Source organism: Cronobacter malonaticus LMG 23826 (genome assembly GCF_001277215.2).
GTDB classification, from domain to species: domain Bacteria; phylum Pseudomonadota; class Gammaproteobacteria; order Enterobacterales; family Enterobacteriaceae; genus Cronobacter; species Cronobacter malonaticus.
In genome coordinates this window covers 372,270-396,914 of record NZ_CP013940.1, presented here as the reverse complement: position 1 = coordinate 396,914, position 24,645 = coordinate 372,270, and the positions used below count along the sequence as shown (strand labels likewise).

Annotated in this window: 21 protein-coding genes and 3 tRNA genes; 2 read left to right on the top strand and 22 right to left on the bottom strand. The window is 58.5% G+C overall.

Features of this window, described 5'->3' with window-relative positions:
* Nucleotides 1-86: 86 nt before the first annotated feature.
* Nucleotides 87-2,018: a methyl-accepting chemotaxis protein gene (locus tag AFK66_RS01845; RefSeq protein WP_007778357.1), complete on the top strand. Its 1,932-nt coding sequence runs from the start codon at nucleotides 87-89 to the stop codon at nucleotides 2,016-2,018.
* On the opposite strand, the gene AFK66_RS01840 is transcribed toward AFK66_RS01845, so the two are convergent.
* The 18 genes from AFK66_RS01840 to nnr all read right to left on the bottom strand — a co-directional run bounded on the left by AFK66_RS01840 (nucleotide 2,019) and on the right by nnr (nucleotide 22,126).
* Nucleotides 2,019-3,653, bottom strand: a complete 1,635-nt coding sequence (locus tag AFK66_RS01840; protein WP_007778360.1) for an isovaleryl-CoA dehydrogenase — start codon at nucleotides 3,651-3,653, stop codon at nucleotides 2,019-2,021.
* Nucleotides 3,654-3,743: 90 nt separating this feature from the next.
* Complete coding sequence (locus AFK66_RS01835; protein WP_007778363.1) at nucleotides 3,744-4,931, bottom strand: glutathionylspermidine synthase family protein; 1,188 nt, start codon at nucleotides 4,929-4,931, stop codon at nucleotides 3,744-3,746.
* Nucleotides 4,932-5,591 carry a DUF1190 domain-containing protein gene (locus tag AFK66_RS01830; RefSeq protein WP_007778366.1) on the bottom strand — a complete coding sequence of 220 codons (660 nt, stop codon included), beginning with the start codon at nucleotides 5,589-5,591 and terminating at the stop codon, nucleotides 4,932-4,934.
* Between the two features lie 21 nt (nucleotides 5,592-5,612).
* Nucleotides 5,613-6,011: a DUF350 domain-containing protein gene (locus AFK66_RS01825; protein ID WP_007778369.1), complete on the bottom strand. Its 399-nt coding sequence runs from the start codon at nucleotides 6,009-6,011 to the stop codon at nucleotides 5,613-5,615.
* 167 nt (nucleotides 6,012-6,178) lie between these two features.
* On the bottom strand, nucleotides 6,179-6,910 hold the full coding sequence (rlmB, locus tag AFK66_RS01820; RefSeq protein WP_007778372.1) for a 23S rRNA (guanosine(2251)-2'-O)-methyltransferase RlmB: 732 nt from the start codon (nucleotides 6,908-6,910) through the stop codon (nucleotides 6,179-6,181).
* Between the two features lie 81 nt (nucleotides 6,911-6,991).
* The gene (rnr, locus tag AFK66_RS01815) at nucleotides 6,992-9,460 is read right to left on the bottom strand and encodes a ribonuclease R (RefSeq protein ID WP_007778374.1); all 2,469 of its coding nucleotides are present in this window, start codon (nucleotides 9,458-9,460) and stop codon (nucleotides 6,992-6,994) included.
* Nucleotides 9,461-9,496: 36 nt separating this feature from the next.
* Nucleotides 9,497-9,922: a nitric oxide-sensing transcriptional repressor NsrR gene (nsrR, locus tag AFK66_RS01810; RefSeq protein ID WP_004385299.1), complete on the bottom strand. Its 426-nt coding sequence runs from the start codon at nucleotides 9,920-9,922 to the stop codon at nucleotides 9,497-9,499.
* Nucleotides 9,923-10,076: 154 nt separating this feature from the next.
* Nucleotides 10,077-11,375, bottom strand: a complete 1,299-nt coding sequence (locus tag AFK66_RS01805) for an adenylosuccinate synthase (protein WP_007778379.1) — start codon at nucleotides 11,373-11,375, stop codon at nucleotides 10,077-10,079.
* 102 nt (nucleotides 11,376-11,477) lie between these two features.
* Nucleotides 11,478-11,675: a DUF2065 domain-containing protein gene (locus AFK66_RS01800; RefSeq protein WP_004385297.1), complete on the bottom strand. Its 198-nt coding sequence runs from the start codon at nucleotides 11,673-11,675 to the stop codon at nucleotides 11,478-11,480.
* Nucleotides 11,676-11,737: 62 nt separating this feature from the next.
* Nucleotides 11,738-12,742, bottom strand: a complete 1,005-nt coding sequence (hflC, locus tag AFK66_RS01795; protein ID WP_007778385.1) for a protease modulator HflC — start codon at nucleotides 12,740-12,742, stop codon at nucleotides 11,738-11,740.
* Between the two features lie 2 nt (nucleotides 12,743-12,744).
* Nucleotides 12,745-13,989, bottom strand: a complete 1,245-nt coding sequence (hflK, locus tag AFK66_RS01790) for an FtsH protease activity modulator HflK (protein WP_007778390.1) — start codon at nucleotides 13,987-13,989, stop codon at nucleotides 12,745-12,747.
* 170 nt (nucleotides 13,990-14,159) lie between these two features.
* Nucleotides 14,160-15,440, bottom strand: coding sequence for a ribosome rescue GTPase HflX (gene hflX / locus AFK66_RS01785; RefSeq protein ID WP_007778394.1), 1,281 nt, complete (start codon nucleotides 15,438-15,440; stop codon nucleotides 14,160-14,162).
* Nucleotides 15,441-15,513: 73 nt separating this feature from the next.
* A complete protein-coding gene (gene hfq / locus AFK66_RS01780) occupies nucleotides 15,514-15,822 on the bottom strand; it encodes an RNA chaperone Hfq (RefSeq protein WP_004385293.1) in 309 nt (102 codons plus the stop codon).
* A gap of 100 nt (nucleotides 15,823-15,922) precedes the next feature.
* Nucleotides 15,923-16,873 (bottom strand): tRNA (adenosine(37)-N6)-dimethylallyltransferase MiaA, encoded by a 951-nt coding sequence (gene miaA / locus AFK66_RS01775; RefSeq protein ID WP_023897936.1) that lies wholly within the window; start codon nucleotides 16,871-16,873, stop codon nucleotides 15,923-15,925.
* Complete coding sequence (gene mutL / locus AFK66_RS01770; protein WP_007778401.1) at nucleotides 16,866-18,773, bottom strand: DNA mismatch repair endonuclease MutL; 1,908 nt, start codon at nucleotides 18,771-18,773, stop codon at nucleotides 16,866-16,868. The genes miaA and mutL overlap by 8 nt, the downstream gene beginning before the upstream one ends.
* A gap of 9 nt (nucleotides 18,774-18,782) precedes the next feature.
* Entirely contained in the window at nucleotides 18,783-20,129 is a 1,347-nt protein-coding gene (amiB, locus tag AFK66_RS01765) for an N-acetylmuramoyl-L-alanine amidase AmiB (RefSeq protein WP_007778402.1), read from the bottom strand.
* A gap of 16 nt (nucleotides 20,130-20,145) precedes the next feature.
* Nucleotides 20,146-20,604, bottom strand: coding sequence for a tRNA (adenosine(37)-N6)-threonylcarbamoyltransferase complex ATPase subunit type 1 TsaE (tsaE, locus tag AFK66_RS01760; RefSeq protein ID WP_007778405.1), 459 nt, complete (start codon nucleotides 20,602-20,604; stop codon nucleotides 20,146-20,148).
* Complete coding sequence (nnr, locus tag AFK66_RS01755; RefSeq protein WP_032986239.1) at nucleotides 20,597-22,126, bottom strand: bifunctional ADP-dependent NAD(P)H-hydrate dehydratase/NAD(P)H-hydrate epimerase; 1,530 nt, start codon at nucleotides 22,124-22,126, stop codon at nucleotides 20,597-20,599. Before nnr ends, tsaE begins: the two co-directional genes overlap by 8 nt.
* Between nnr and queG the strand changes: the two genes are divergently transcribed.
* Nucleotides 22,125-23,264 (top strand): tRNA epoxyqueuosine(34) reductase QueG, encoded by a 1,140-nt coding sequence (queG, locus tag AFK66_RS01750; protein WP_007778410.1) that lies wholly within the window; start codon nucleotides 22,125-22,127, stop codon nucleotides 23,262-23,264. The two genes, nnr and queG, sit on opposite strands and share 2 nt — an antisense overlap.
* A gap of 269 nt (nucleotides 23,265-23,533) precedes the next feature.
* On the opposite strand, the gene AFK66_RS01745 is transcribed toward queG, so the two are convergent.
* The 4 genes from AFK66_RS01745 to orn all read right to left on the bottom strand — a co-directional run bounded on the left by AFK66_RS01745 (nucleotide 23,534) and on the right by orn (nucleotide 24,590).
* Nucleotides 23,534-23,609, bottom strand: a tRNA-Gly gene (locus AFK66_RS01745).
* Nucleotides 23,610-23,642: 33 nt separating this feature from the next.
* Nucleotides 23,643-23,718 (bottom strand) — tRNA-Gly (locus tag AFK66_RS01740).
* Between the two features lie 83 nt (nucleotides 23,719-23,801).
* Nucleotides 23,802-23,877 (bottom strand) — tRNA-Gly (locus AFK66_RS01735).
* A 167-nt stretch (nucleotides 23,878-24,044) separates the two neighbouring features.
* A complete protein-coding gene (gene orn / locus AFK66_RS01730; protein ID WP_004385284.1) occupies nucleotides 24,045-24,590 on the bottom strand; it encodes an oligoribonuclease in 546 nt (181 codons plus the stop codon).
* Between the last annotated feature and the right edge of the window lie 55 nt (nucleotides 24,591-24,645).

Here is a 24,645-nt window from a genome sequence, read left to right as displayed (position 1 = left end):
TGAAACAAATAGTTACATTTACCCACTAAATATTAGGGCTCAACTGCCGTTGAAGGTGCCAAATATTGGCACTTTTGGGCTCTTTTATGACACTCTCATTTCAACGCTGGGGACTGGGCGCAAAGCTCTCTTTCCTCACAGGCGTCGCGGTCGCGGCCCTTTTTTTACTGTTCACGTTTGCATTAAGTCACAAAGCCAGCGAACAGCTGGAAGCGCTGGCGCTTGAAGATCTGCATAACCAGACCACAAGCGTGGTGGATATGGCTCAGATGTTCGACAGCAGCCTTAATGAAGAGGTGGCAAGCTTTACCAAACTCTTCAACAGCTTTATTCCGCAACCCATCAGCCGTGACGAAAGCCAGATGCAAAGCATCAACGGCATCAGCGTGCCGATGCTCAAGGGTGGCGAAACGTCCCTGCATGAAAATAACGCATTGCCCGATGATTTCCTGACGCGCACCGGCGCTATCGCCACGCTGTTTGTCCGAAGCGGCGATAACTTCGTGCGCGTGGCGACCTCGCTGCGTAAAGAAGATGGCAGCCGCGCTATCGGCACTCAGCTCGATACCGCAAGTCCGGCGTTCGCGCCGGTCATGAAAGGCGAAACTTACCGCGGCCTGGCGCTGCTGTTCGGCAAACGCTACATCACCCAGTACGAACCGGTGAAAGACGCCAGCGGCAAGGTGATCGCGATTCTGTTTGTCGGGGTGGATATCACCAACTCCTGGCAGGTGATGCGCAATAAAATCCTTAATCGCCGTCTGGGCGAAAGCGGACATTTTTATGTCATTAACCGCGCGCCGGGCAAAACCTACGGCCAGTTCCTTTTCCATTCGAGCGATGAAGGCAAACGCCCGTCATGGCCGGACGCTGTCTTAAAACCGGTGCTGAGCGAGCCACAGGGCACGCTGGAGATGGAAAAAGAAGATGGTCGCACTGCCCTGCTGAGCTTCACACAACTGCCGGGCTGGAACTGGGCGATTGTCGGCGAAGTGGATAAAGCGACGCTGCTGAGCGGCGTAACGAGCATGCGCAATCAGTTCCTTGCCGCAGGCATTATCGCCTCGCTGCTGTTTGCCGCCGCGTTTGTCTGGACCGTTCGCCGCTGGCTTACCGCGCCGCTGCGTAACGTCATCACGCTTGCACGCCAGTACGCCGCAGGCGATCTGCGCGAAACCATCGACACACGCCGCCAGGATGAGGTCGGCCAGCTTATCGACGCCATCAATGGCATCGGCAACGGCCTGCAGCAGATAGTGACCCAGGTGCGCGACGCCGCAGGCGATATCAGCCACGGCACCCGCGCGCTGGCGTCCGACAGCGGCGAGATCAGCGAGCAGATCAACAAACAGGCGAGCAGCGTGGAGGAAACCTCCGCGAGCATGGAACAGCTGGCGGCCACCGTGTCGCAAAACGCCGCGAATATGGAGCAGACCCAGAGCCTGGTGAAAGAGGCGTCCGACGCCGTTCAGCACGGCGGCGAAACGGTCAGCAACGCAGTGACCACCATGAACGATATTCGCAGCGCTTCGCAGCGCATCGCGGATATCACGCATGTGATCGAGTCTATCGCCTTCCAGACCAACATCCTGGCGCTGAACGCCGCCGTGGAAGCGGCGCGCGCGGGCGAGCATGGCAAAGGTTTCGCGGTCGTGGCGCAGGAAGTTCGCGCACTGGCGGCGCGCAGCGCCAACGCGGTGAAAGAGATAGAACAGCTTATCAGCGACACGCTGGCGAAAGTCAGCGAGGGCCACGCGCTCTCCGAACAGACGCGCAACGCGATGGAAGCGATCATCAGCCGTATCGGTCAGATCAACCAACTGGTGACGGAAATTAACCACGCCTCGCACGAGCAGTCTGCCGGTATTGGCCAGGTGAATATCGCCATGCACCAGATTGGCGAAGCCACCCACATCAACGCTGAGCGCGTGACGCGCAGCGAGCAGACCGCGCAGGTACTGCGCGAGAAAGGCAACCACCTGAACGAACTGGTAAGCCTGTTCCGCCTGAAGGCGTAATCAGCCCGCCCCACCCGTGGCGCGCAGTAGCGCCTGCGCCAGCACCGGCTCCGGTAGCGGGCTGTCGCCACGGGTATCCAGCATCATCCGACACCAGGCCTGCGCCAGCGGCGGCGTCAGCGAGCGCAACACCTGAGCGCCACTCGCCAGTAAAAAGAGCTGGGTGGTAATGGCGCGTCCGGCCGCTTCAGCGGGCCTGTGCAACTGCCCGGCGAGCTGTCGCCAGGCGCGATCGAAATGCCTGTCCTGCCCTTTTACCGCGTCAAACTCATCGCTTAACATCTCCAGCACGCCCGGCTGGCGCGTCAGCACGCGCAATACGTCGAGGCACATAATGTTGCCAGAGCCTTCCCAGATACTGTTGACCGGCATTTCACGATAAAGCCGGGGCAGCTCGCTCTCTTCGCAATACCCGATGCCGCCGAGCGCTTCCATCGCCTCCGCCACAAACGGAATGCCGCGCTTGCAGACGCCATATTTCGCAGCAGGCGTAAAGAGGCGGGCAAACGCCACTTCATGCGGCGATTCGCGCTGCTCCCAGGCGCGCGCCAGACGAAACAGCAGCGCGGTCTGCCCTTCCAGCTCCAGCGCCATACGCCCGAGCACCTGACGCATCAGCGGCTGATCGATAAGATTCTTGCCGAACGCCTGACGCTGATGCGTGTGATAGAGCGCTACTGCCAGCGCGCGGCGCATCAGCCCGTGGCTGCCGAGCGCGCAGTCAAAACGCGTCATGCCGCCCATACGGAGGATCTGGCGCACGCCTTCGCCCTCTTCACCCAGCAGCCAGCCGAGCGCGTCAAGAAACTCCGCCTCGCTGCTGGCGTTGGAGCGGTTGCCGAGTTTATCTTTCAGACGCTCAAGGCGCACCGCGTTGCGCTGGCCGTCCGGCAGAAAGCGCGGCACGAAGAAACACGAAAGACCGCCTTTTGTCTGTGCGAGTACCAGATGCGCGTCGCTTTGTGGCACCGAGAAAAACCATTTATGGCCCACCAGCCGGTACGCCTCGCCGGGGCCGCGCCCTGCTACGGGTTCCGCGCGGGTGGTGTTACTGAGCACATCAGATCCGCCCTGTTTTTCCGTCATGCCCATGCCGATGAGCAGCCCGCGTTTTTGCGCGCCGGGCAGCAGGTGGGAATCGTAGCGATCGCTTGCCAGCGGAGTCTGCCAGTCGGCGAACAGCGGCGGCAGGTGGGTCTGTAACAGCGGTGTCGCGGCGAACGTCATGGTAATCGGACACAGCGTGCCCGCTTCCACCTGAGCATGCAGAATGAACCGCGCCGCACGGGCGACCAGCGCGCCTTCGCGCGCCGTCTCAAGCCACGGCAGATTATGAACCCGGTTAGCGAACAGCCCCTGCATCAGCAAGTGCCACGCCGGATGAAAGCGCACATCGTCAAGACGCTCGCCGCGCGCGTCATAGCGCAACAGCTCTGGCGGATTGGCGTTCGCCAGTCGCCCTAACTCCAGTGATTCCGCCGTGCCAAGCTGCTGGCCGATGCTTGCGAGCAGTTCAGCGTCCCAGCCTGCGCCTTCACGCAGCACCGCCTCGCGCAGCGCGGTATCGGAAAGAAACAGATTGCTGTTATTGAGTGCGACGGGCTGGTTAAACACCGTATGGGTTTGCCAGTGCATACATCCCTCTCCTTACCTGTGACAACAGCGTTAAGTATGGAAGGAGAGGGAAAAGAAACCGCCTGCGTGCTTCACAAAAGTGAAAACCCGTCAGCCGGCGATATAGTGAGGAATGAAACGAGAGGTGTCTTTGGTAATAAGCGAGCCATCTTCGCGAATGCCAATACCCGCGGGCTCATCGCCGACAATCCAGCTGCCGAGCAGCGTATAGCTGTCGCCAAAGCGCGGCAGCGCCTGAAACGCCTGCCAGATAACGGGCTCGTTGCCATAATCGCCCTCTTCGTGGGCCAGCACTTGCGCCTCTTTATCAAACAGCGTCACGTTGCCGCCTTCGCGTGAGAACAGCGGTTTGCGAACGTATCCTGCGTAGCCCGCAAGCGCCTGCGCGACATCATGCCGCTCGCGCGCGAAATCGTCATTAAACCACGCCGGTAACAGATTCGGATGGCCCGGAAACTGCGCCCAGAGCAGCGGCAGCAGCCCTTTATTGCTGAGAATGCTTTTCCACAGCGGCTCATACCAGCGCTCGGCGCGCTTACAGAGCAGCGGGCCGTTGTCGTCTCGCATCATCCACTCCAGCGGATAGAGCTTAAACGCCTGCCGGATGACGTTATCGTCCAAATCCGTCAGCACGCCGCCAAGGCCCAGGCCAATCTCTTCGATATAGATAAAACGCGTCTCAAGGCCCGCCTGCCGCGCGCAGTCTTCCAGGTACAGCACCGTGCCGCGATCCTCTTCGGACTCCTGGCAGCAGCTGAAATAGAGCGGTTCAGGCGTCGCTATCTCCGCCAGACGCGCGATGAGCTTCTCCTGAAGGCTATTGAACTGATCGGCATCACGCGGGATAACGCCCTGGCGGCGCGCATCCTCCAGCCACTGCCACTGGAAATACGCGGATTCGTACAGCGAGGTGGGCGTATCGGCGTTGTACTCCAGCAGCTTAACCGGCCCCTGCCCGGTCCAGACAAAATCCATACGCCCGTAGAGCGACGGATCCTGGTCTTTCCAGCTTTGGGCGATGGCATCCCAGTAAAGCTCAGGAATGGCGAGCCGCTCAAGCAGGCGCGCATCGCGCACAGCGCGATCCACCACGTCCAAGCACATTTCGTGCAGCTCCGCAGTGGGCGATTCTATCTGTTCTTCAATCTGGCGCAGCGTAAAGCGGTAGGCGCGGCTTTCATCCCAGTAGATTTCATCGTCGATGATATGAAAGTGAAAGCCGTGCTCGTGGGCGATACGCGCGAGATCCGGGCGCACCGGCGTCTGATGGCGCAGCATTTAGCCTCCCCAGCTACTGCGGGAGCTGGATGAACGGCCAAAGCCGCCGCGGGAAATCGTCGTGGCGCTGCGGGTGACGAGGCTGCGGCTGCTGGCGCTGGCACCGGAGCGATTGCCGCCGCGCCAGACATAATCACCGGACGCGTTTTGCCAGACAGGGCGCGTGTAGTAGTAGTGATAGCCGGAGCTGGACGTGTAATACGATGACGAGGAGGACTCCTCCTGCTCGCGCTTTTTGTCTCTGTTGCTCGCCAGCAGGAAGCCCGCCATCATCGGCACCCAGGTTTTCGTCACGCCGTCGTAATAACAGTTATTGCCATACGCGGTGCTACAGGCGTCCCAGGTCAGTTTCGGCGGGATATCTTTTTCAAACTCGGCTTTGGCGGTATTCCAGGCGTTGGTGCAGAGATCTGCCGGGTTCCCGTCCTCACGGCACTCGTCGGGCGTCGAGTAATAGACGCCATCGCCGTCATTGTCGTTATCGCCGGGATCCTGACAGGCTTTGAGGCCGAAAAACGCCGCGCCGCCCATGATGGCGAGGGTGAGTATTTTCGGCCCTTTTCGTTCCGGCTCCGGGCGTGGAAGAAATTTCAGATCCGACGTATTGGCGACCGGATGACCGCCATTTTTCTTTCCACGTCTTTTCCTTGCTGCCGACATAGCCTTCCTTGTTATTTCGTTTTACCAAGTCATACAGGCTGCATTCAGAATACCGCCCGCCAGCGACGCCACGCCCATGAAAATAGCGGCCGCGACGTTGCGGTCAATAATCTTCTCGCTCAGTTTCGGCATATATAAACGCACGCCGCCGTAGATTATAAGCTGGACGACGAGCGCGATCGCCCCCCAAATCAGATAGTCCGTAATGCTGACGGAGTTGATCGCCGCACTGGCGAGCGGCACCACGTAGCCTAAAATCGCGCCGCCGAAGGTAATCGCCGCCGCGCTGTTATTTTCTTTGATTAGTTTCCACTCGTCATGAGCGGTAATGCGGGTGTAGATGAACATGAAACAGTTAATCATCGCCAGCCCGATAAAAAAGTAAGCGCAAAACGCCATCAGTCCGTGGAATGTCTGCACGGTGGTATCTCCTGAATCCAGTTAGAGGTATTGATTAAACAGGCAAATAGCCTGTGGCGCTTATAGTAGCAGCGCCGGTTAACGTGACTGGCGCTTTAATAAAACTTTACACACGTAGAGGCAGCAAACGTCAGGCAATAAAAAACCCTCCGCAGAGGGTTTTACGATTAGCTGCGCTGACGCACGGCTTCGAAAAGGCAGATACCGGTCGCCACCGAGACGTTTAGCGAGGAGACGCTGCCCGCCATCGGGATGCTGATAAGCTCATCGCAATGCTCGCGCGTGAGACGACGCATCCCTTCTCCTTCCGCGCCCATCACCAGCGCCAGCGGGCCGGTCATTTTGCTCTGGAAGAGGGTGTGATCTGCCTCGCCTGCCGTGCCGACGATCCAGACATTCTCTTCCTGCAACAGACGCATGGTGCGCGCAAGGTTGGTCACGCGGATCAGCGGCACGCTTTCCGCCGCGCCGCAGGCGACTTTTTTTGCGGTCGCGTTAAGCTGCGCGGAGCGATCTTTCGGCACGATCACCGCATGCACGCCCGCAGCGTCAGCGCTGCGCAGGCAGGCGCCGAGGTTATGCGGATCGGTCACGCCGTCCAGGATCAGCAGGAACGGCTGCGCGTGCGCCGCCAGCAGATCCGGCAGATCGTTTTCGCCATACTGACGCCCCGGCTTAACGCGTGCGACGATACCCTGATGCACCGCGCCATCCGCTTTTTCATCCAGCCACTGGCGGTTTGCCACCTGCACCGGCACGCCCTGCGCTTCCAGCGCGTGGATCAGCGGCAGCAGACGTTTATCTTCACGCCCTTTCAGAATAAACACTTCCTGAAAGCGCTCGGGAGCGCGCTCCAGCAGGGCCTGCACCGCGTGGATGCCGTAAATCATTTCACTCATGAATGGTACTCGTTATGGGCGGCAAGCCGCCCGGTGTTAGGCAATACGTAATAAATCGGGCCTGGCTCGCAGGCCCCGCGATTAGTTGTCGCGCTTTTTCTTCGCCGCGCGCTTCGCTTTGGTGGCGGCCGCGATTTTCTGCGTTTTGGCCGACGGTTTTTTACTGCTTTTCGCCGGCTTGTCGCTCTTCTCAGCGCGCGCCGCGCCGTCTTTCTTCACCTTTCCACGGCCTTTTTCGCTGCGAAACGCCTCGTTGGGTTCGAAATTCTGGCGCTTGCCGACCTGACGACGGCTGCGGTTTTTACCACCACCGCCGCCTCGCTTCTCGCGCTCGCGCGCAGTTTTGCCCACGTTACGCGGCCCGCGTTCGCTGGAGATGAGCGAGAAATCGATTTTGCGCTCGTCCATGTTAACCGCTTCGACTTTGACTTCGACGCGATCGCCCAGACGGTACGTCTGGCCGCCGGATTCGCCAATCAGACGCTGGCCGACCTGATCAAAGCGGTAGTAGTCGTTATCCAGCGACGAGACATGCACCAGGCCGTCGATAAAGAGATCGGTCAGGCGCACAAAGAAACCAAAGCCGGTGACGCTTGAAATCACGCCGGAGAAAGTCTGGCCAACCTGATCCTGCATGAAGTCGCACTTCAGCCAGTCCGCCACTTCGCGGGTAGCTTCATCGGCGCGGCGTTCGGTCATGGAGCAGTGCTGGCCCAGTTGCAGCATCTCTTCCATGGTGTAGTGCCAGCCACCGCTTTCGGTGGTGTTGCCTTCGTGGCCCTGCTCTTTGGCGATCAGGTATTTAATCGCGCGGTGCAACGTGAGATCAGGGTAGCGGCGAATCGGCGAGGTAAAGTGCGCGTAAGATTGCAGCGCCAGGCCAAAGTGGCCGCGGTTTTCCGGATCGTAAATCGCCTGTTTCATCGAGCGCAGCAGCATGGTTTGCAGCATCTCGTGATCGGGACGATCGGCGATGGAATCGAGCAGCTCGGCGTAATCGCGCGGTTCCGGCTTGTTGCCGCCCGGCAGCTCCAGCCCCAGCTCCGCCAGCACAGAGCGGAACGAGGTGATCGCTTCATTCGTAGGACGATCGTGAATACGGAACAACGCCGGCTCTTTGTGCTTCTCGACAAAGCGCGCCGCTGAGATATTGGCGAGGATCATGCACTCTTCGATAAGCTTGTGCGCGTCGTTACGCTGGGTCTGCTCGATGCGATCGATACGGCGCTCGGCGTTGAAGATAAACTTCGCTTCTTCGCTTTCAAACGAGATGCCGCCGCGCTCGGTGCGCGCCTCTTCCAGCGCTTTATACAGCGTGTGCAGCTCTTCGAGATGCTTCACCAGCGGCTGATACTGGCTGCGCAGATCTTCATCGCCCTGGAGAATATGCCACACCTTGGTGTAGGTCAGACGGGCGTGCGAGCTCATCACCGCTTCATAGAACTTATAGCCAGTGAGACGGCCTTTGGCGGAGATGGTCATCTCACAGACCATACAGAGGCGATCTACCTGCGGATTCAGCGAGCACAGGCCGTTGGAGAGCACTTCCGGCAGCATTGGGACGACCTGCGACGGGAAGTAAACCGACGTGCCGCGGTTGCGCGCTTCGTTATCAAGCGGCGTTGGCGGACGCACATAGTAGCTGACGTCAGCGATAGCCACCCACAGGCGCCAGCCGCCGCCGCGTTTTTTCTCACAGAATACGGCGTCGTCAAAGTCGCGGGCATCTTCGCCGTCAATGGTGACAAGCGGCAGGTTGCGCAAATCGACGCGCCCCACTTTGGCCTCTTCCGGCACTTCTTCTTTCAGGTGCGCAATCTGTTCTTCGACGGCTTTCGGCCAGACGTAAGGGATTTCATGAGTGCGCAGCGCCATATCCACGGCCATGCCGGTGCCCATGTTGTCGCCGAGCACTTCAACAATTTTACCGATAGCTTTGGTGCGGCGCGTCGGACGCTGTGTCAGCTCGACGACCACGACATAGCCCATGCGCGCGCCCATCACCTCTTCCGGCGGAATGAGGATATCAAAGCTCAGACGGCTGTCGTCCGGCACCACGAAGCCGACGCCCGCGTCGGTGAAATAGCGCCCGACGATATTGCTCTGCTTCGGCACCAGCACGCGCACAATGCGCGCTTCGCGGCGGCCTTTGCGGTCTGAACCGAGCGGCTGCGCCAGGACGATATCGCCGTGAATGCAGGTTTTCATCTGCTCAGACGAGAGATAGAGATCGTCTTTGCGTCCTTCGACGCGTAAAAACCCGTAACCGTCACGATGGCCGATGACGGTGCCTTTTTGCAGATCAAGACGTTCCGGCAGCGCATAGCACTGGCGGCGGGTAAAGACTAACTGGCCGTCGCGCTCCATGGCGCGCAGGCGGCGACGCAGCGCTTCCAGCTGCTCCTCGCCTTCAATGCCGAGTTCGGACGCCAGTTCATCGCGGTTAGCCGGTTTTTCGCGTTTGGTTAAATGCTCAAGGATGAATTCCCGGCTCGGGATAGGGTTAGCGTACTTCTCAGCTTCTCGTTCCTGAAAAGGATCGTGTGACATAGCGGTTCCTCCGTTGTCATCAGTGGCGCGAATGCGTCATTCCACCAGCAATAATTTGTAGAGCGGCTGGTTTTCCTGCACTAAATCGGCCAGCGTGTAGTTATCCAGTTCCTGAAGAAAGCGCGCCACCGCGTCGCCCAGCACCTGTTTCAGGCGACACGCGGGGGTGATGTGACAGAACGCGCTACTGCAGTTCACTATAGACAGCGGCTCCAGCTCACGCACGACATCACCAATACGGATGGTTGCGGCTGGTTTGCCAAGGCGGATCCCGCCGTTTTTACCCCTCACGGCGGTCACATAACCCGCACGACTAAGCTGGTTGATTATTTTGACCATATGATTGCGGGAGACGCCGTAAACCTCGGTGACTTCAGAAATGCTGGTCATGCGGCCTTCCGGCAGGGACGCCATATAGATCAAAGCCCGTAGCCCGAAATCGGTAAAACTCGTTAACTGCACATCAACCTCAGAATATGGGAGGGGAAAAACGCGGTTCGCCCAAAGGGCGATATATTGATGATAAACCAGCCACATGTCAGGCGGCTAATTTATTTGAAAAAGGCGGGTAAAAACCGGGAAAACAAAGGGCGCGTTTGCCGCGCCCCTGGTCATATTATGCGTCGAACGGATCGCGCAGGATCATGGTTTCGGTACGATCCGGACCGGTAGAGATGATATCAATCGGCACGCCGGTGACTTCTTCAATACGTTTGATGTAGTTCAGCGCCGCCTGCGGCAGGCCGTCACGCTCTTTCACGCCAAAGGTGGATTCAGACCAGCCCGGCATGGTTTCGTAAATCGGCTCGATACCTTCCCAGTCATCCGCCGCCATCGGGGTGGTGGTGACTTCACGGCCATCTGGCATACGGTAAGCGACGCAGATTTTCACCTCTTCCAGACCGTCAAGGACGTCCAGTTTGGTCAGGCAGAAGCCGGACAGGGAGTTGATCTGCACGGCGCGGCGTACCGCGACTGCATCCAGCCAGCCGGTACGACGGCGACGACCAGTGGTGGCACCGAATTCATTGCCTTTTTTGCACAGGAACTCGCCGATGTCGTCGAACAGTTCGGTCGGGAACGGGCCTGCGCCAACGCGGGTGGAGTAGGCTTTGATGATGCCAAGCACATAGTCCACATAACGCGGGCCAATGCCGGAGCCGGTTGCTACGCCGCCCGCGGTGGTGTTGGAGGAGGTGACGTACGGATAGGTACCGTGATCGATATCCAGCAGCGTACCCTGCGCGCCTTCAAACATGATGAAGTCGCCACGCTTACGCGCCTGATCCAGCAGATCGGAAACGTCCACCACCATGCTGGTCAGCACGTCGGCAATCGCCATCACGTCGTCCAGCACTTTCTGGTAGTCAACCGCTTCGACTTTATAGAAGTTCACCAGCTGGAAGTTGTGGTATTCCAGCACTTCTTTCAGTTTTTCAGCGAAAGTGGCTTTATCGAAGAGATCGCCCACGCGCAGGCCGCGACGTGCGACTTTGTCTTCATAGGCCGGGCCGATGCCGCGACCGGTGGTGCCGATGGCTTTGGCACCGCGCGCTTTCTCACGTGCGACGTCGAGCGCAACGTGGTAGTCGAGGATCAGCGGGCAGGCTTCGGATAACAGCAGACGTTCGCGAACCGGGATACCACGGTCTTCCAGCTCCTTCATCTCTTTCATCAGCGCGGCAGGCGACAGCACAACGCCGTTACCAATGATGCTGGTGACGTTATCGCGAAGAATGCCTGATGGAATAAGATGGAGGACGGTTTTTTCACCGTTGATTACGAGAGTATGGCCTGCGTTGTGACCGCCCTGGTAGCGTACAACATATTTAGCCCGTTCAGTCAGAAGATCGACGATCTTCCCTTTACCTTCGTCACCCCATTGGGTGCCCAGTACGACGACGTTGTTACCCATTTTTCAAAATCACCGTTTGCTTAAAAAAGGATTCTAACACCAGCTTTGCTGATGTTCAGCCCTTTTTGTATACAAATTTCGTCGATTTTGCCCGATTTTTATTCAGTTAATCGTTTTCCTCAACATGTAGTAGATCACAATCCCGGCAACCACAAGACCACCGCCAAAACGGCGCAATAAAGTGTCCGGCATTTGCGCCACAGAGAGGATCATCCGCCGCCACAGACGTGGAAAAAGCAGCGGGCCGAGCCCTTCGACGACCAGTACCAGACCCAGCGCCAGCAAAACCGTTGTATTCATTGTGCGTAAAACCTGCATAAAAAAAGAGCCGGTAATGACCGGCTCTTGTTTAGAGTAAGGGCTTAGCGTGCGCTATTGGCCGGCGTTTTCATATAGCGGAAGAAATCGCTGTCCGGGCTTAACACCATCACGTCCTGATTGGAGTTAAAGCTGCTCTCGTAGGCACGCAGGCTGCGGATAAAGGCGTAGAAATCCGGATCCTGGCTGAACGCGTCGGCGAACAGTTTCGCGGCTTCGGCATCGCCTTCACCACGCAGGATACGCGCCTGACGCTCCGCTTCCGCAAGCGTACGGGTCACTTCGTAATCCGCCGCCGCACGCAGTTTCTCGGCCTCTTCCTGGCCCTGCGAACGGTGACGTCGGGCGACCGCTTCACGCTCGGCGCGCATACGGTTGAAGATAGCTTCCGAGACCTCCGCCGGCAGGTTGATCTGCTTAATACGCACGTCAACCACTTCAATACCGAGCGCGGCCATGCTGTTCGGGTTGATCACCGGTACTTTGCCGTTGGTCTCTTCGGTCACACGTTTCGCCGCAGAAGCGATAGCGTCATCCGCCGCCGGGGTTTCGACTTCATCTTCGGTGCCCGCAGAACCGGAGTTCAGCGCTTCGCGCACTTCAGAGGTCAGGCGACCGCGGGAGTCGGTGACGATGTCCTTCACGTCGAGACGGCCGATTTCAGAACGCAGACGGTCCGAGAACTTACGCTTCAGCAACACTTCCGCCTGAGAGAGATCGCCGCCGCCTGTCGCCAGGTAGTAACGGCTGAAATCGCTGATGCGCCATTTGATGTAAGAATCGACGATCAGGTCTTTCTTCTCTTTGGTAACGAAACGATCCGCCTGGTTATCCATGGTCTGGATACGCGCGTCCAGCGTCTTCACCGACTCGATAAACGGCAGCTTAAAGTGCAGGCCAGGTTCATACACTTTCGGCTTGTTATCGTTATCACGTACCACTTTACTGAATTGCAGGATGATGCCGCGCTCACCCTCTTTCACCACAAAAATCGAGGTGTAAAGCACCACCAACGCGATGATGATTACCGCAATGACTGACTTACGCATTGTTATTCACTCCCTTCGCGCTGGTAATCGTTACGCTGCGCGTTGGCACGGCGTTGATCCATAATATCGCCACGGCCAGAGGACGCGCTGTTGCTCGCGCCGCTGTTGCCGCTGCCGGAGGCCGGCGGCAGACGCAGCAGCGGGTTGCCGCTGTTATTGTCGTCGCTCGCGGCAGGCGCGGAGCCGCCTTTCAGCATCTGATCCAGCGGCAGTACCATCAGGTTTCCGCCTTTATCATTGACCAGCACTTTGCGGGTGTGGCTAAGCACTTTTTCCATGGTTTCGATATACAGACGCTCGCGGGTAATTTCCGGCGCGGCTTTATATTCCGGCAGGATCTTCGCAAAGCGCGCCACTTCACCCTGGGCTTCCAGGACAGTCTGCGTTTTATACGCGCGGGCCTCTTCCAGAATACGCTGCGCCTGACCGTTCGCACGTGGCTGCACTTCGTTGGTGTACGCTTCCGCTTCACGGATGTACTGCTGTTCGTTTTCACGGGCGGCAATCGCGTCGTCAAACGCGGCTTTCACCTCTTCCGGCGGACGGGCGGCCTGGAAGTTAACGTCGAGCAGCGTGATGCCCATGTTGTACGGACGAATGGTTTCTTCCAGCTCGCGCTGGGTATCGCTACGGATAACGGTACGGCCTTCCGTCAGAATACGGTCCATGGTGTATTTGCCGATAACGCCGCGCAGGGCGCTGTCGGTAGCCTGACGCAGGCTGTCGTCCGCGTTGGCGACGCTAAACAGGTAGCGCTGCGGATCGGTCACGCGGTACTGGACGTTCATCTCAACGCGCACCACGTTTTCGTCAGACGTCAGCATGATGCCGGAGGCGGCCAGCTCGCGCACGGCTTCCACGTTGACCGGCACCACTTCATCGATAAAGGTCGGCTTCCAGTTAAGACCCGGCTCTACCAGATGGCTGAATTTGCCAAAGCGCGTCACAACGCCGCGCTCGGCTTCTTTGATGGTATAGAACCCGGTGACGGCCCATAAGACAACCGCAGCGACCGCGACGATACCGACAATGCGACCGCCGACCGGGCTGCGCGGCTCCTGCGAAGCTCCGCCGCCTTTACCACCGCCAATGCCGCCCAGTTTTTTGCTGAGTTTACGGAAGATATCATCCAGATCCGGCGGCCCCTGCTCGCGACCGCCTTTATTTCCCCCAGAGTTGCCGCCAGGCTTGCTGCTTCCCCACGGGTCGCGGTCCTGTCCGTTATTACCGGGCTGATTCCACGCCATGTTTATGCTCCATATTTGTTATGCGGTGATATACCTTTCGTCCTTCAGATGGCGTGATGTCGTGCGCTTTCATCATTGTGTTAATGCGAAAAAGCGCGGGCGTCATCACGCCGCCTGAGTTCATCCGGGTACCCCCCAAAGGGGAATATTTTCAGGCTTCGGCCAGCCGGTTAGACCACGTAGTCAACCAATGCCGGTTCCTGTTTACAGAGGCGACGCCAGTCAACAACCGGCATGCGAACTTGCAGTCCGACGCAACCGTCCTCCTCCATCCACTCTTTTTCGATCGCCTGAAGCTGGTAAAACCGGCTCCGCAGACGCCCCGCTTCCGGCGGAAGACGCAGCGCACGCTGGACTATTTCGCCGGAGAGACGTTCCGTCAGGGCCTGGAAAAGCAGTGGCACGCCCGCCCCCGTCTGCGCGGAAAGCCACACGCGGATGGGCACATTCTCGTCGTTCCTGTCGATACGCGGCTCGAAATCCTCCAGCATGTCGACTTTATTCATCACCAGCAGCGTCGGGATCTCGTGGGCGTCGATTTCTTCAAGCACGGTATTAACCGCCTCGATGTTCTCCGCCATGCGGACATCCGCCGCGTCGATCACATGCAGCAGCAGCGTCGCCTGACGCGTCTCCTGCAGCGTGGCTTTAAACGCCGCGACCAGATCGTGCGGCAGATGACGGATAAACCCTACCGTATCCGCCAGCACCGTTTCGCCGACATCCGCGACGTCAATGCGGCGCAGCGTCGGGTCGAGTGTCGCGAACAGCTGATCCGCTGCATACACCTCAGCCGTGGTGATTTGGTTAAACAGGGTGGATTTGCCGGCGTTGGTGTAGCCCACCAGAGAGACGGTGGGAATATCGGCTTTGGTGCGCGACCGACGCCCTTGCTCTCGCTGCTTCTCGACGCGCTCCAGGCGCGAGAGGATCTGAGTAATACGGTTACGCAGTAAGCGACGGTCGGTTTCCAGCTGGGTTTCACCCGGGCCGCGCAGGCCGATACCGCCTTTCTGGCGTTCAAGGTGGGTCCAGCCGCGCACCAGTCGCGTGGCTAAATGACGCAGCTGCGCCAGCTCAACCTGCAGCTTCCCTTCATGGGTGCGTGCACGCTGGGCGAAAATATCAAGAATCAGGCCGGTGCGGTCGATAACGCGACACTCGCACAGGCGCTCAAGATTACGTTCCTGAGCCGGGGTCAACGCATGATCAAAAAGGACAACAGACGCCCCAGTGGCTTTGACTGCATCGGCAATCTCAACGGCTTTACCTTCACCAACAAAATACTTTGGGTGCGGCGCTTTACGGCTACCGGTAATCACCTGTAATGCTTCGACACCGGCGGAAGAGACCAGGGATTCGAACTCCTGGAGGTCTTCCATATCTTTGTCTTGCGTAAAATAGATGTGTACCAGCACCGCCTGCTCACCGGCATCATAACGGTCAAACAAGCGTAAACCCTCTTAAAATACCAGCGGGGAACACAGACGAACTGGTCCCCCGACATGGAGCAACAGCCAGGCCTTACTCGGCGTCTTCGCTATCCTGAGAGGCAGCGGAAGATGGCTGTGCGTTGTTGCTGTGATGGTAATTGTTCGAACCACCACCCGCATTGTTGCTATGGTGAGAAACCGGACGAGACGGCACCACGGTCGAAATCGCGTGCTTATAAACCATCTGGCTGACCGTGTTTTTCAACAGGATCACGAACTGATCGAAAGATTCAATCTGACCTTGCAGCTTAATACCATTCACCAAATAAATAGAAACCGGAACACGTTCCCGACGCAGAGCGTTGAGGAACGGATCTTGCAAAGATTGCCCCTTAGCCATTCTATCTTTTCCTTATATGCTTGTTGTTTATACTCTTGAACCCTTGGGCTCTGAAAAACTGCGTAAAAATCCGCGCACGATACGGTTCAATTGTACACATTCATTGTTGCTTCGCACCAATAACCTGTAACACATCGCTGTACGCCTGTTCAGGCTTCTCACTGTCGAGCCAGTGTACGCCTTCCCAACCGCGCAGCCAGGTCATTTGCCGCTTCGCTAACTGTCTCGTGGCGCAAATACCTCGATAAACCATTTCGTCGTATGAGATTTCACCCGCCAGATAAGACCACATCTGCCGGTATCCCACGCAACGAACGGAAGGCATGTCCGTATGCAAATCTCCACGGGCAAATAACGCCCGGACTTCTGCCTCAAAACCTGAAGCCAACATCTGGTGAAAACGCTGCTCAATGCGCTGATGGAGCAGTTCACGGCTCGCCGGGGCGATGGCGAACTGATGCACCTGATAGGGCAGAGCTTCTCCTGACGTCTGCGTCAGTTCCGTTAAAGTTTTACCCGAAATGAAAAAAACTTCCAGTGCCCGGGAAAGCCTTTGCGGATCGTTGGGATGGATTCGCTGCGCCGCGACAGGGTCGATATCCTGAAGCTTGCGGTGTAATGCGTCCCATCCCTGCTCTGCTGCCTGCCGTTCGATCTCCGCTCTGATGGCCTGATCCGCTGACGGAAGCGGCGAAAGCCCTTCCAGCAGCGCCTTAAAGTAAAGCATGGTCCCACCCACCAGCAGCGGTATGCGCCCGGCGGCGACAATCTCCGCCATCGCTTTTAGCGCATCGCGGCGGAAATCGGCCGCGGAGTACGCCTGCGCAGGATCGATAATATCCAGCAAGCGGTGCGGTGCCTGCGACAATTCGTGCGCATCAGGCTTGGCAGTGCCGATATCCATGCCCTTATAGACCAGCGCGGAATCCACGCTAATCAACTCCACCGGCAGCGTCTGGCGCAGGCGAATGGCTAACGCCGTTTTGCCGGATGCCGTCGGCCCCATCAGAAAAATCGCCTTCGGAAGGCCTGTTTTACTTACATCATTCATGTGTCAGGGCATTCATCGCCGGTTGTAAATCAATAAGTTGCAATAAACCATCCGGCGGCGTTTTCACCATCTGCGGACACAGCCTTTCGAGCTCCGCCAGCGTCGCGATGGCTTGCGCGACACTCCACGGTTGCGCGATGACCAGATGGCGGGCAAGCCATCCGGCAATAGCGGCGTCGTCAGCGTTTGGTTGCTGCGCCAGGTAGCCTATCAGTTCGGGAATCAAGATTTGTAAATTTTGTTGGCGTAAGGGTAAAGGCACTGCACGAATTGTCACGTGATGCCCGCCAAGGACGATTTCGATACCCAGACGCGCCAGTTGCGGCTGCGCGCGGGTCATAATATCGCGCTCGTCGCCGGAAATTTTCAGACGAACCGGAATCAGTAGCGGCTGCGCGCAGGGCGCTTCATCGCGCGGAGACAGTTGCGCCTGTTTGAGATAACGCTCCGCTACGCTTAACGCCAGCAGCATTAGCTTACCGTCGCGCTCCAGCAGCGCTATGTTTTCGGACACCAGCGTCAGTACGCGCCCAAAACTGTGCGAATGCCCGTCCAGCGCAGGCGCGGGCGGCATAACTTCACGCACGCTTGCCACCGCAGGCGCGGCAGGCGGCGGCGTCACCGCGGGCGTCTCCAGCAGTTGCTTGTACAGCGCGCCCTGCTGTTTTTGATAGCCCGGCGTCGCATTCGGCCAGCCGCCGTTGCTGGCACCGCTGCGCCCAACGCTACTGCCTGCTGACGCCCCGCCGGATGAATAGCGCGGCGCGTCGCTCTCGCGTGCGCTCACACGTTCGCGCGGTGCCGGGTCGGCAAACTGATTTTTCCCCGCCGCGACGCGGTTTTCCGGCTGAAAGCGTGGCGCGTCCTCGGCCGGTTCATCAAGCGACAGCGGATTTGCCGCCTGCTGATTCAGCACGCTTACCACGCCCTGATAGATAAAATCGTGCACCAGCCGCGACTGGTGAAAACGCACCTCATGCTTGGCCGGGTGTACGTTCACATCCACCTGATGCGGATCGATTTCCAGATACAGCACATAGGCAGGCTGCTGATCGATGCCGAGCTTATCTTCGCAGGCCTGGCGAATCGCATGGTTAATCAACCGGTCGCGCATCATACGGCCATTCACATAGCAGTACTGGATTTCTGCCAGCGCCGCCGTGGTGCCTTTCGGTTCCGCCACCCAGCCGCGCAGCGCCAGATCGCCGTGCTGCCACTCGATAGCGAGCGCCTGCTCAAGAAACGCCGGGCCGCAAATGCTGCCAAGACGGCGTTCGCGCGGCGCGTTGCCCTGCACGGCCCGGTACTGGCGCATCATTTTGCCGTTATGGCTGAGGTTGATTGTCACATCAAAGCGCGCCAGCGCGATACGCCGCACCACTTCGTCAATGTGCGTGAATTCGGTTTTCTCGGTGCGCATAAATTTGCGCCGCGCGGGGGTGTTGTAGAACAGATCCAGCACTTCCAGCGTGGTGCCGACCGGGTGCGCCGCCGGTTTGATGGTCACCTCCATATCGCGGCCTTCGGCGTACGCCTGCCAGGCTTCCTGCTGGTCGGCGGTGCGCGAAGTGAGCGTGAGACGCGATACCGAACTGATACTGGCCAGCGCTTCGCCGCGAAAGCCGAGGCTGATGATGGCTTCGAGATCGTCCAGCGAGGCGATTTTACTGGTGGCGTGACGCGCCAGCGCCAGCGCCAGCTCATCTTTTTTAATGCCAGCGCCGTTATCGCGAATGCGGATAAGCTTCGCGCCGCCACGCTCGATATCAATATCAATGCGCGTGGCGCCCGCGTCGAGGCTGTTTTCCACCAGCTCTTTCACGACCGACGCAGGGCGCTCCACCACCTCGCCCGCGGCGATCTGGTTCGCAAGCTGCGGCGGCAGAACCTGAATCGGCATGAACTCTCCTTACTGAATCACGGTGACCTGACTTGTGGCGTTGTCAGCGGAGCGGGCGGTCTGCCCCGTTCCGCCGTCACCCTTTGGCGCGGCCTGGAGCGGATGCGCAATAAAGTAGTTGCGCAGCCCCTGATAAATCGCTTCGGCAATTTGCTGTTGATAGTCATCACTTGCCAGCAATCGCTCTTCGCCGGTGTTACTGATAAAACCGGTTTCCACTAAAAGCGACGGGATATCCGGCGAGCGCAGCACGCCGAGGCTTGCGTGTTCCGGCCGCCGCTTATGCAGCGCGCCCACCCGCTGAAGCTGCCCGAGCACGCTGGTGGCGACATCATACCCGACGCGTTGTGAATGGCCGAACTGCAAATCCAGCACCGCCTGGCTCAGGTACGGATCCGCCTGGCTGTTAGCGAGCACGTCGCCCGCGCCGCCCAGCAGTTCCGACTGTTTCTCATGCTGCTCAAGCCAACTCGCCATTTCGCTGTTGGCGCGACGATTCGAGAGCACCCAGACAGACGCGCCGGTGGCGTCGCGGTTAGGCGCGGCGTCGGCGTGAATCGACACTAACAGGTTCGCGTTTTGCTGGCGCGCCACATCGGAGCGGCCCATGACGGAGATAAAATAGTCGCCGTCGCGGGTCAACACGCCTTTAAACATCGGGTCGTCATTGAGCAGCGTCCGCAGCTTACGGGCGATAGCGATGGTGACGTTTTTCTCACGCACGCCGCCGGGGCCGATAGCGCCGGGGTCCTGGCCGCCATGCCCGGCGTCGATAGCCACCACCACGCGATCGGATGTCGCTGCCCGGCTGACGCTGCGCCCCGGCCGCGTCACGGTATTGCTGCCGACGACGCTGGTGATACGGTCATTATCCGTACGGAACGGGTTACGCGCAGGCTCGGACGAGCGAACGGGAGCGGCGACGGGCTCGCGCTGCGCCACAACAGGTGGCGGCGGTGGAGGCGGCGGCGCGTCGGCGTCGATCGTAAAGACGACGTTATAGCCTGCGCCCTTTTGCTGTTTTACCGCGCGCGCTTTGCCATCTTTGGTTAAATCAACCACCAGACGCAGCGACTGATTATCTTTCGGCTGCCCGGCACGGATGCTTTTAACCAGGTTTTCACCGCTAAAGATCAGCGGCAGCCCCTGAATTACGCCGGTTTGTTTAATATCAAGGGCGACGCTGCGCTTACCCTGCTGCGAGTAAGCGTATTCAGGATCGCCCATGAAACTTAAGGTGATCCGCGCCTGGCCGTCGCCGTTAGACACCTGAATGTCGGACAGTGTCGCTCCGAACGCGGGCGCGCATACCGCCAGCAGAAGCGCCACTACCCAGTTTTTCATGCGTGTGATCATCCTGTCGTCCTTGCGTTCAGGCGAGGCGGGCCAGCAGCGCTTCGCCGGCGGCGGAGACCGCTTTTACCCGCGCTTCACGCCCCTGATCCTGCCATGACAAGTGGATTTCAATATCGGGCGGCGGCAACACGCCCGCGCCCTGCTGTGGCCACTCAACAAGGCAAATGGCATCGTCGGTGAAGTAATCGCGGATGCCCATAAACTCCAGCTCTTCCGGATCGGCCAGACGATAGAGATCGAAGTGGTAGACCATTCTGTTTTCCAGCGTGTAAGGCTCTACCAGCGTGTACGTCGGGCTTTTCACGTTGCCCTGATGACCACACGCCTGCAGGAAACCACGGCTGAATGTGGTTTTTCCTGCGCCCAAATCGCCATACAGATGGATGACGGTTGCGCCGGTACAGGCACGCGCCACGCGTGCGCCAAGATCGAGGGTGGCCTGCTCTTCGGGTAAAGGTATTACGCGATTAATCATGATTCTGGTCTGTGTCTATATCCGGGTTAACAAAACGATAGAGCGTGGAAAACAGATCGGTCGCCAGCATGCCGCGCGTGCCAAAGCGCTGCGCGAGCGCATCGGCCGCCGCGCCGTGCGCCACGCTGCCCGCGCAGGCGGCATCAAAAAGGCTAAGCCCCTGCGCCAGCAACGCGCCGATAATACCGGAAAGCACGTCGCCCATGCCGCCCGTACCCATGCCAGGATTACCGACATCGATAATGCCGCATTCGTCCTGCGGCCCTGTTACCACCGTTCCCGCGCCTTTCAGCACCACGCAACCCCCGTAGCGCTGCGCCAGCTCTCTGGCGCTAAGTAAGCGGTCACTCTCAATTTCTGCCACGCTACGGTTAAGCAGCCGCGCGGCCTCGCCGGGGTGCGGCGTAAGAATGCGATTGTGACTGGTATCGGGAGCGATTGCCAGAAGGTTCAGCGCGTCCGCATCCCACAACATCGGTTTGTCGCACTGGCGCACTTTCGCCAGTGCCGATTTTCCCCACTCCTGCTGCCCAAGCCCCGGCCCGATAACCACCACATCGGCCCACTCCAGACTGGCGTCGAGCGCGTCGAGGGTCAACTCATGCACCATCAGTTCCGGACGTGCAGTCACCAGCGGCGCGATGTTTTCCGCGCGAGTAAGTACTCGCACCAGGCCTGCGCCCGCACGCAACGCCGCCTCGCCGGTCATCCGGATAGCGCCAGCAGTGCCATGATCGCCGCCGATAATCACCAGCTTGCCGTTATCGCCTTTATGCGAACCAGGACGGCGCGGCCGGAGCCAGCGGGAGAGCTGCGTTTCGTCAAAGCGCGCATACGGTGCCTGTTGTCCGGCAAGCCACGCCTCAAGCCCCAGCGCGTGATAATGCAGCTGCCCGACGACGTCACGGGCGCGGCCGGTAAGCAAGCCCGGTTTCAGCGCAATAAACGTCACGGTGTGCGCGGCATGAATGACCGCGCCCGGCGCAGCGCCGGTTTGCGCCAGCAGGCCGGATGGAATATCGAGCGCCACCACGGGCGCAGGATGTTTATTCGCCTGTTCAATCAGCGTGGCGACGTTCTCGCGTGGAGCCTGAGAAAGCCCGGTGCCGAGTAGCGCGTCGATAATCAGATCGCACGTCTCCGACAGCGGCGTGTGCGGCGCATGGATTTCACCGCCTGCGTTAAGCCACGCCTCGCGCGCGGCCTGCGCCTCTTCCGGTAACGGTTTGTCGCTCTCCAGCGCCAGCAGCGTCACCTCAATGCCCGCCGCCTGCGCCAGACGCGCTACCACATAACCATCGCCACCGTTATTGCCGTGGCCGCATAGCACCAGCCAGCGCTGGCTGTGCGGATACGCCGCGCGCGCCACCTGAAACGCCGCATCGCCCGCGCGTTGCATCAGTTCATAGAGCGTCAGCCCGAGGCTGTCCGCCGCCTCGCGCTCCGCCGTACGCAGCCAGTCTGCGGGCCAGACGGAGTGTGGTATACTGGCGTCGTTTTTGTTCATCCCGTGGTCCGTCATGTCTGAACCCCTCGATCTCAATCAGTTAGCGCAAAAAATTAAACAATGGGGTGCCGAGCTTGGTTTCCAGCAGGTCGGTATTACCGATACCGATCTCAGCGCCAGCGAAGGCGCATTACAGGCGTGGCTGGATAAACAGTATCACGGCGAGATGGAGTGGATGGCGCGTCACGGTATGTTGCGCGCGCGCCCGCACGAACTTCTGCCCGGCACGCTGCGCGTTATCAGCGTGCGCATGAACTATCTGCCTGCCAATGCAGCGTTTGCCAGCACGCTGAAAGATCCCTCGCTCGGCTACGTAAGCCGTTACGCCCTGGGGCGCGATTACCATAAGCTTTTGAGAAACCGGCTGAAAAAACTCGGCGAAACGCTGCAACAGCATTGCGCGTCGCTGAATTTTAGACCTTTTGTCGACTCCGCGCCCATCCTTGAGCGCCCGCTCGCCGAAAAAGCGGGCCTCGGCTGGACCGGCAAACATTCGCTGATCTTAAGCCGCGACGCCGGGTCGTTTTTCTTTCTTGGCGAACTGCTGGTGGATTTGCCGTTACCGGTGGATAAGCCTGTAGAAGAAGGCTGCGGGCGCTGCGTGGCCTGCATGACCATCTGCCCTACCGGCGCAATTGTCGAGCCGTACACGGTCGATGCGCGCCGCTGCATCTCCTATCTGACCATTGAGCTTGAAGGCGCGATCCCTGAAGAGTTTCGCCCGCTGATGGGCAACCGCATTTATGGCTGCGACGACTGCCAGTTGATTTGCCCGTGGAACCGTTTTTCACAGCTCACCGATGAAGCAGATTTCAGCCCACGCAAGTCGCTGCACGCGCCGAAGCTGATTGAACTGTTTAGCTGGAGCGAAGCGCACTTTCTGAAAGTCACGGAAGGATCGGCGATTCGCCGCATTGGCCACTTACGCTGGCTGCGTAATATCGCGGTCGCGCTCGGCAACGCGCCCTGGGACGAAGCGAATATTACGGCGCTGCGGCAGCGCAAAGGTGAGCACCCACTTCTTGATGAGCATATTGACTGGGCGATTGCGCAACAAACAGACAAACGTAATGCCTGCGTGGTGGAAGTGCAGCTTCCGCAGAAACAGCGGCTGGTCAGGGTGATTGAGAAAGGCTTACCGCGCGACGCATAGACGCGTTTCGCTGTGAATAAAATTAAAAAAGTCTTGTCATTCAAAGGCCCTGATTATCAAAAAGCCTCAAAATTAACATTTGGTAATAAATTATAAGCCTTCAATATCAATAAGATAAAGAAAAGATGTGAACAAAGTTATCATTTCTGCTCACAGGATAACTTTATGCAAACTGTGGATAAGTCTGTTCAGAACTGTTTGAGGAAAACGTCAAAAACCCGCCGTGGCGCGCGTTATCGCTGTGGATAATTTGTACAATCGAGGAGATTTGGAGCGGGAAACGAGACTCGAACTCGCGACCCCGACCTTGGCAAGGTCGTGCTCTACCAACTGAGCTATTCCCGCTTGGGTGGTGTTGCCTTTCGGCATTTCAAATTTTGGAGCGGGAAACGAGACTCGAACTCGCGACCCCGACCTTGGCAAGGTCGTGCTCTACCAACTGAGCTATTCCCGCTTAATCTTTGTCTTTCTGGCTGCTACTGTCGCAACCCGAAATACGTTGATTGGGTAGTGCTGCCTTTCGGCGATTTCAAATTTTGGAGCGGGAAACGAGACTCGAACTCGCGACCCCGACCTTGGCAAGGTCGTGCTCTACCAACTGAGCTATTCCCGCTCTGCGTAATTCACATTTCTGTGTCGTTACGGGAGGCGCATTATACGAGAAATGATTTCTACCGCAACCCCTTAAACGCTTTTTTTCGTGATTTTTGTCTGACTGCTTTTTTATTCGCCAAAGCGATCACTTTATCAACAAAAGAGGGGCTTAGCCCCTCGCTTGCGTCACAATTTTATAAAATGTTCGCGGTAATAGGCGAGTTCCGCTACCGATTCGCGGATGTCGTCCAGCGCCTGATGCGTGTTCTGTTTCTTAAGGCCGTCGAGCACTTCCGGCTTCCAGCGGCGCGCCAGCTCTTTCAGGGTGCTGACATCCAGATAGCGATAGTGGAAATACGCCTCCAGCTCCGGCATGTATTTAAACAGGAAGCGGCGATCCTGGCCGATGCTGTTGCCGCAAATGGGCGATTTCCCGGCGGGCACCCACTGTTTGAGAAATTCGATGGTCGCCAGTTCCGCTTCGCGATCGCCCATTGTGCTCGCCTTCACGCGATCCACCAGCCCGCTGGCGGTATGGGTGCGCACGTTCCAGTCATCCATCAGCGCCAGTTGCTCGTCAGACTGATGCACGGCGATAACCGGCCCTTCCGCCAGAATGTTGAGGTTGGCGTCGGTCACCAGGGTGGCGATCTCGATGATGCGATCCTGTCGCGGGTCGAGCCCGGTCATTTCCAGATCGATCCAAATGAGGTTGTTTTCATTGGCACTCATGCTATTTTCCATCCGTATCGCGTCACGCTGGGGTGACAGGCAGTTAATTCATTTA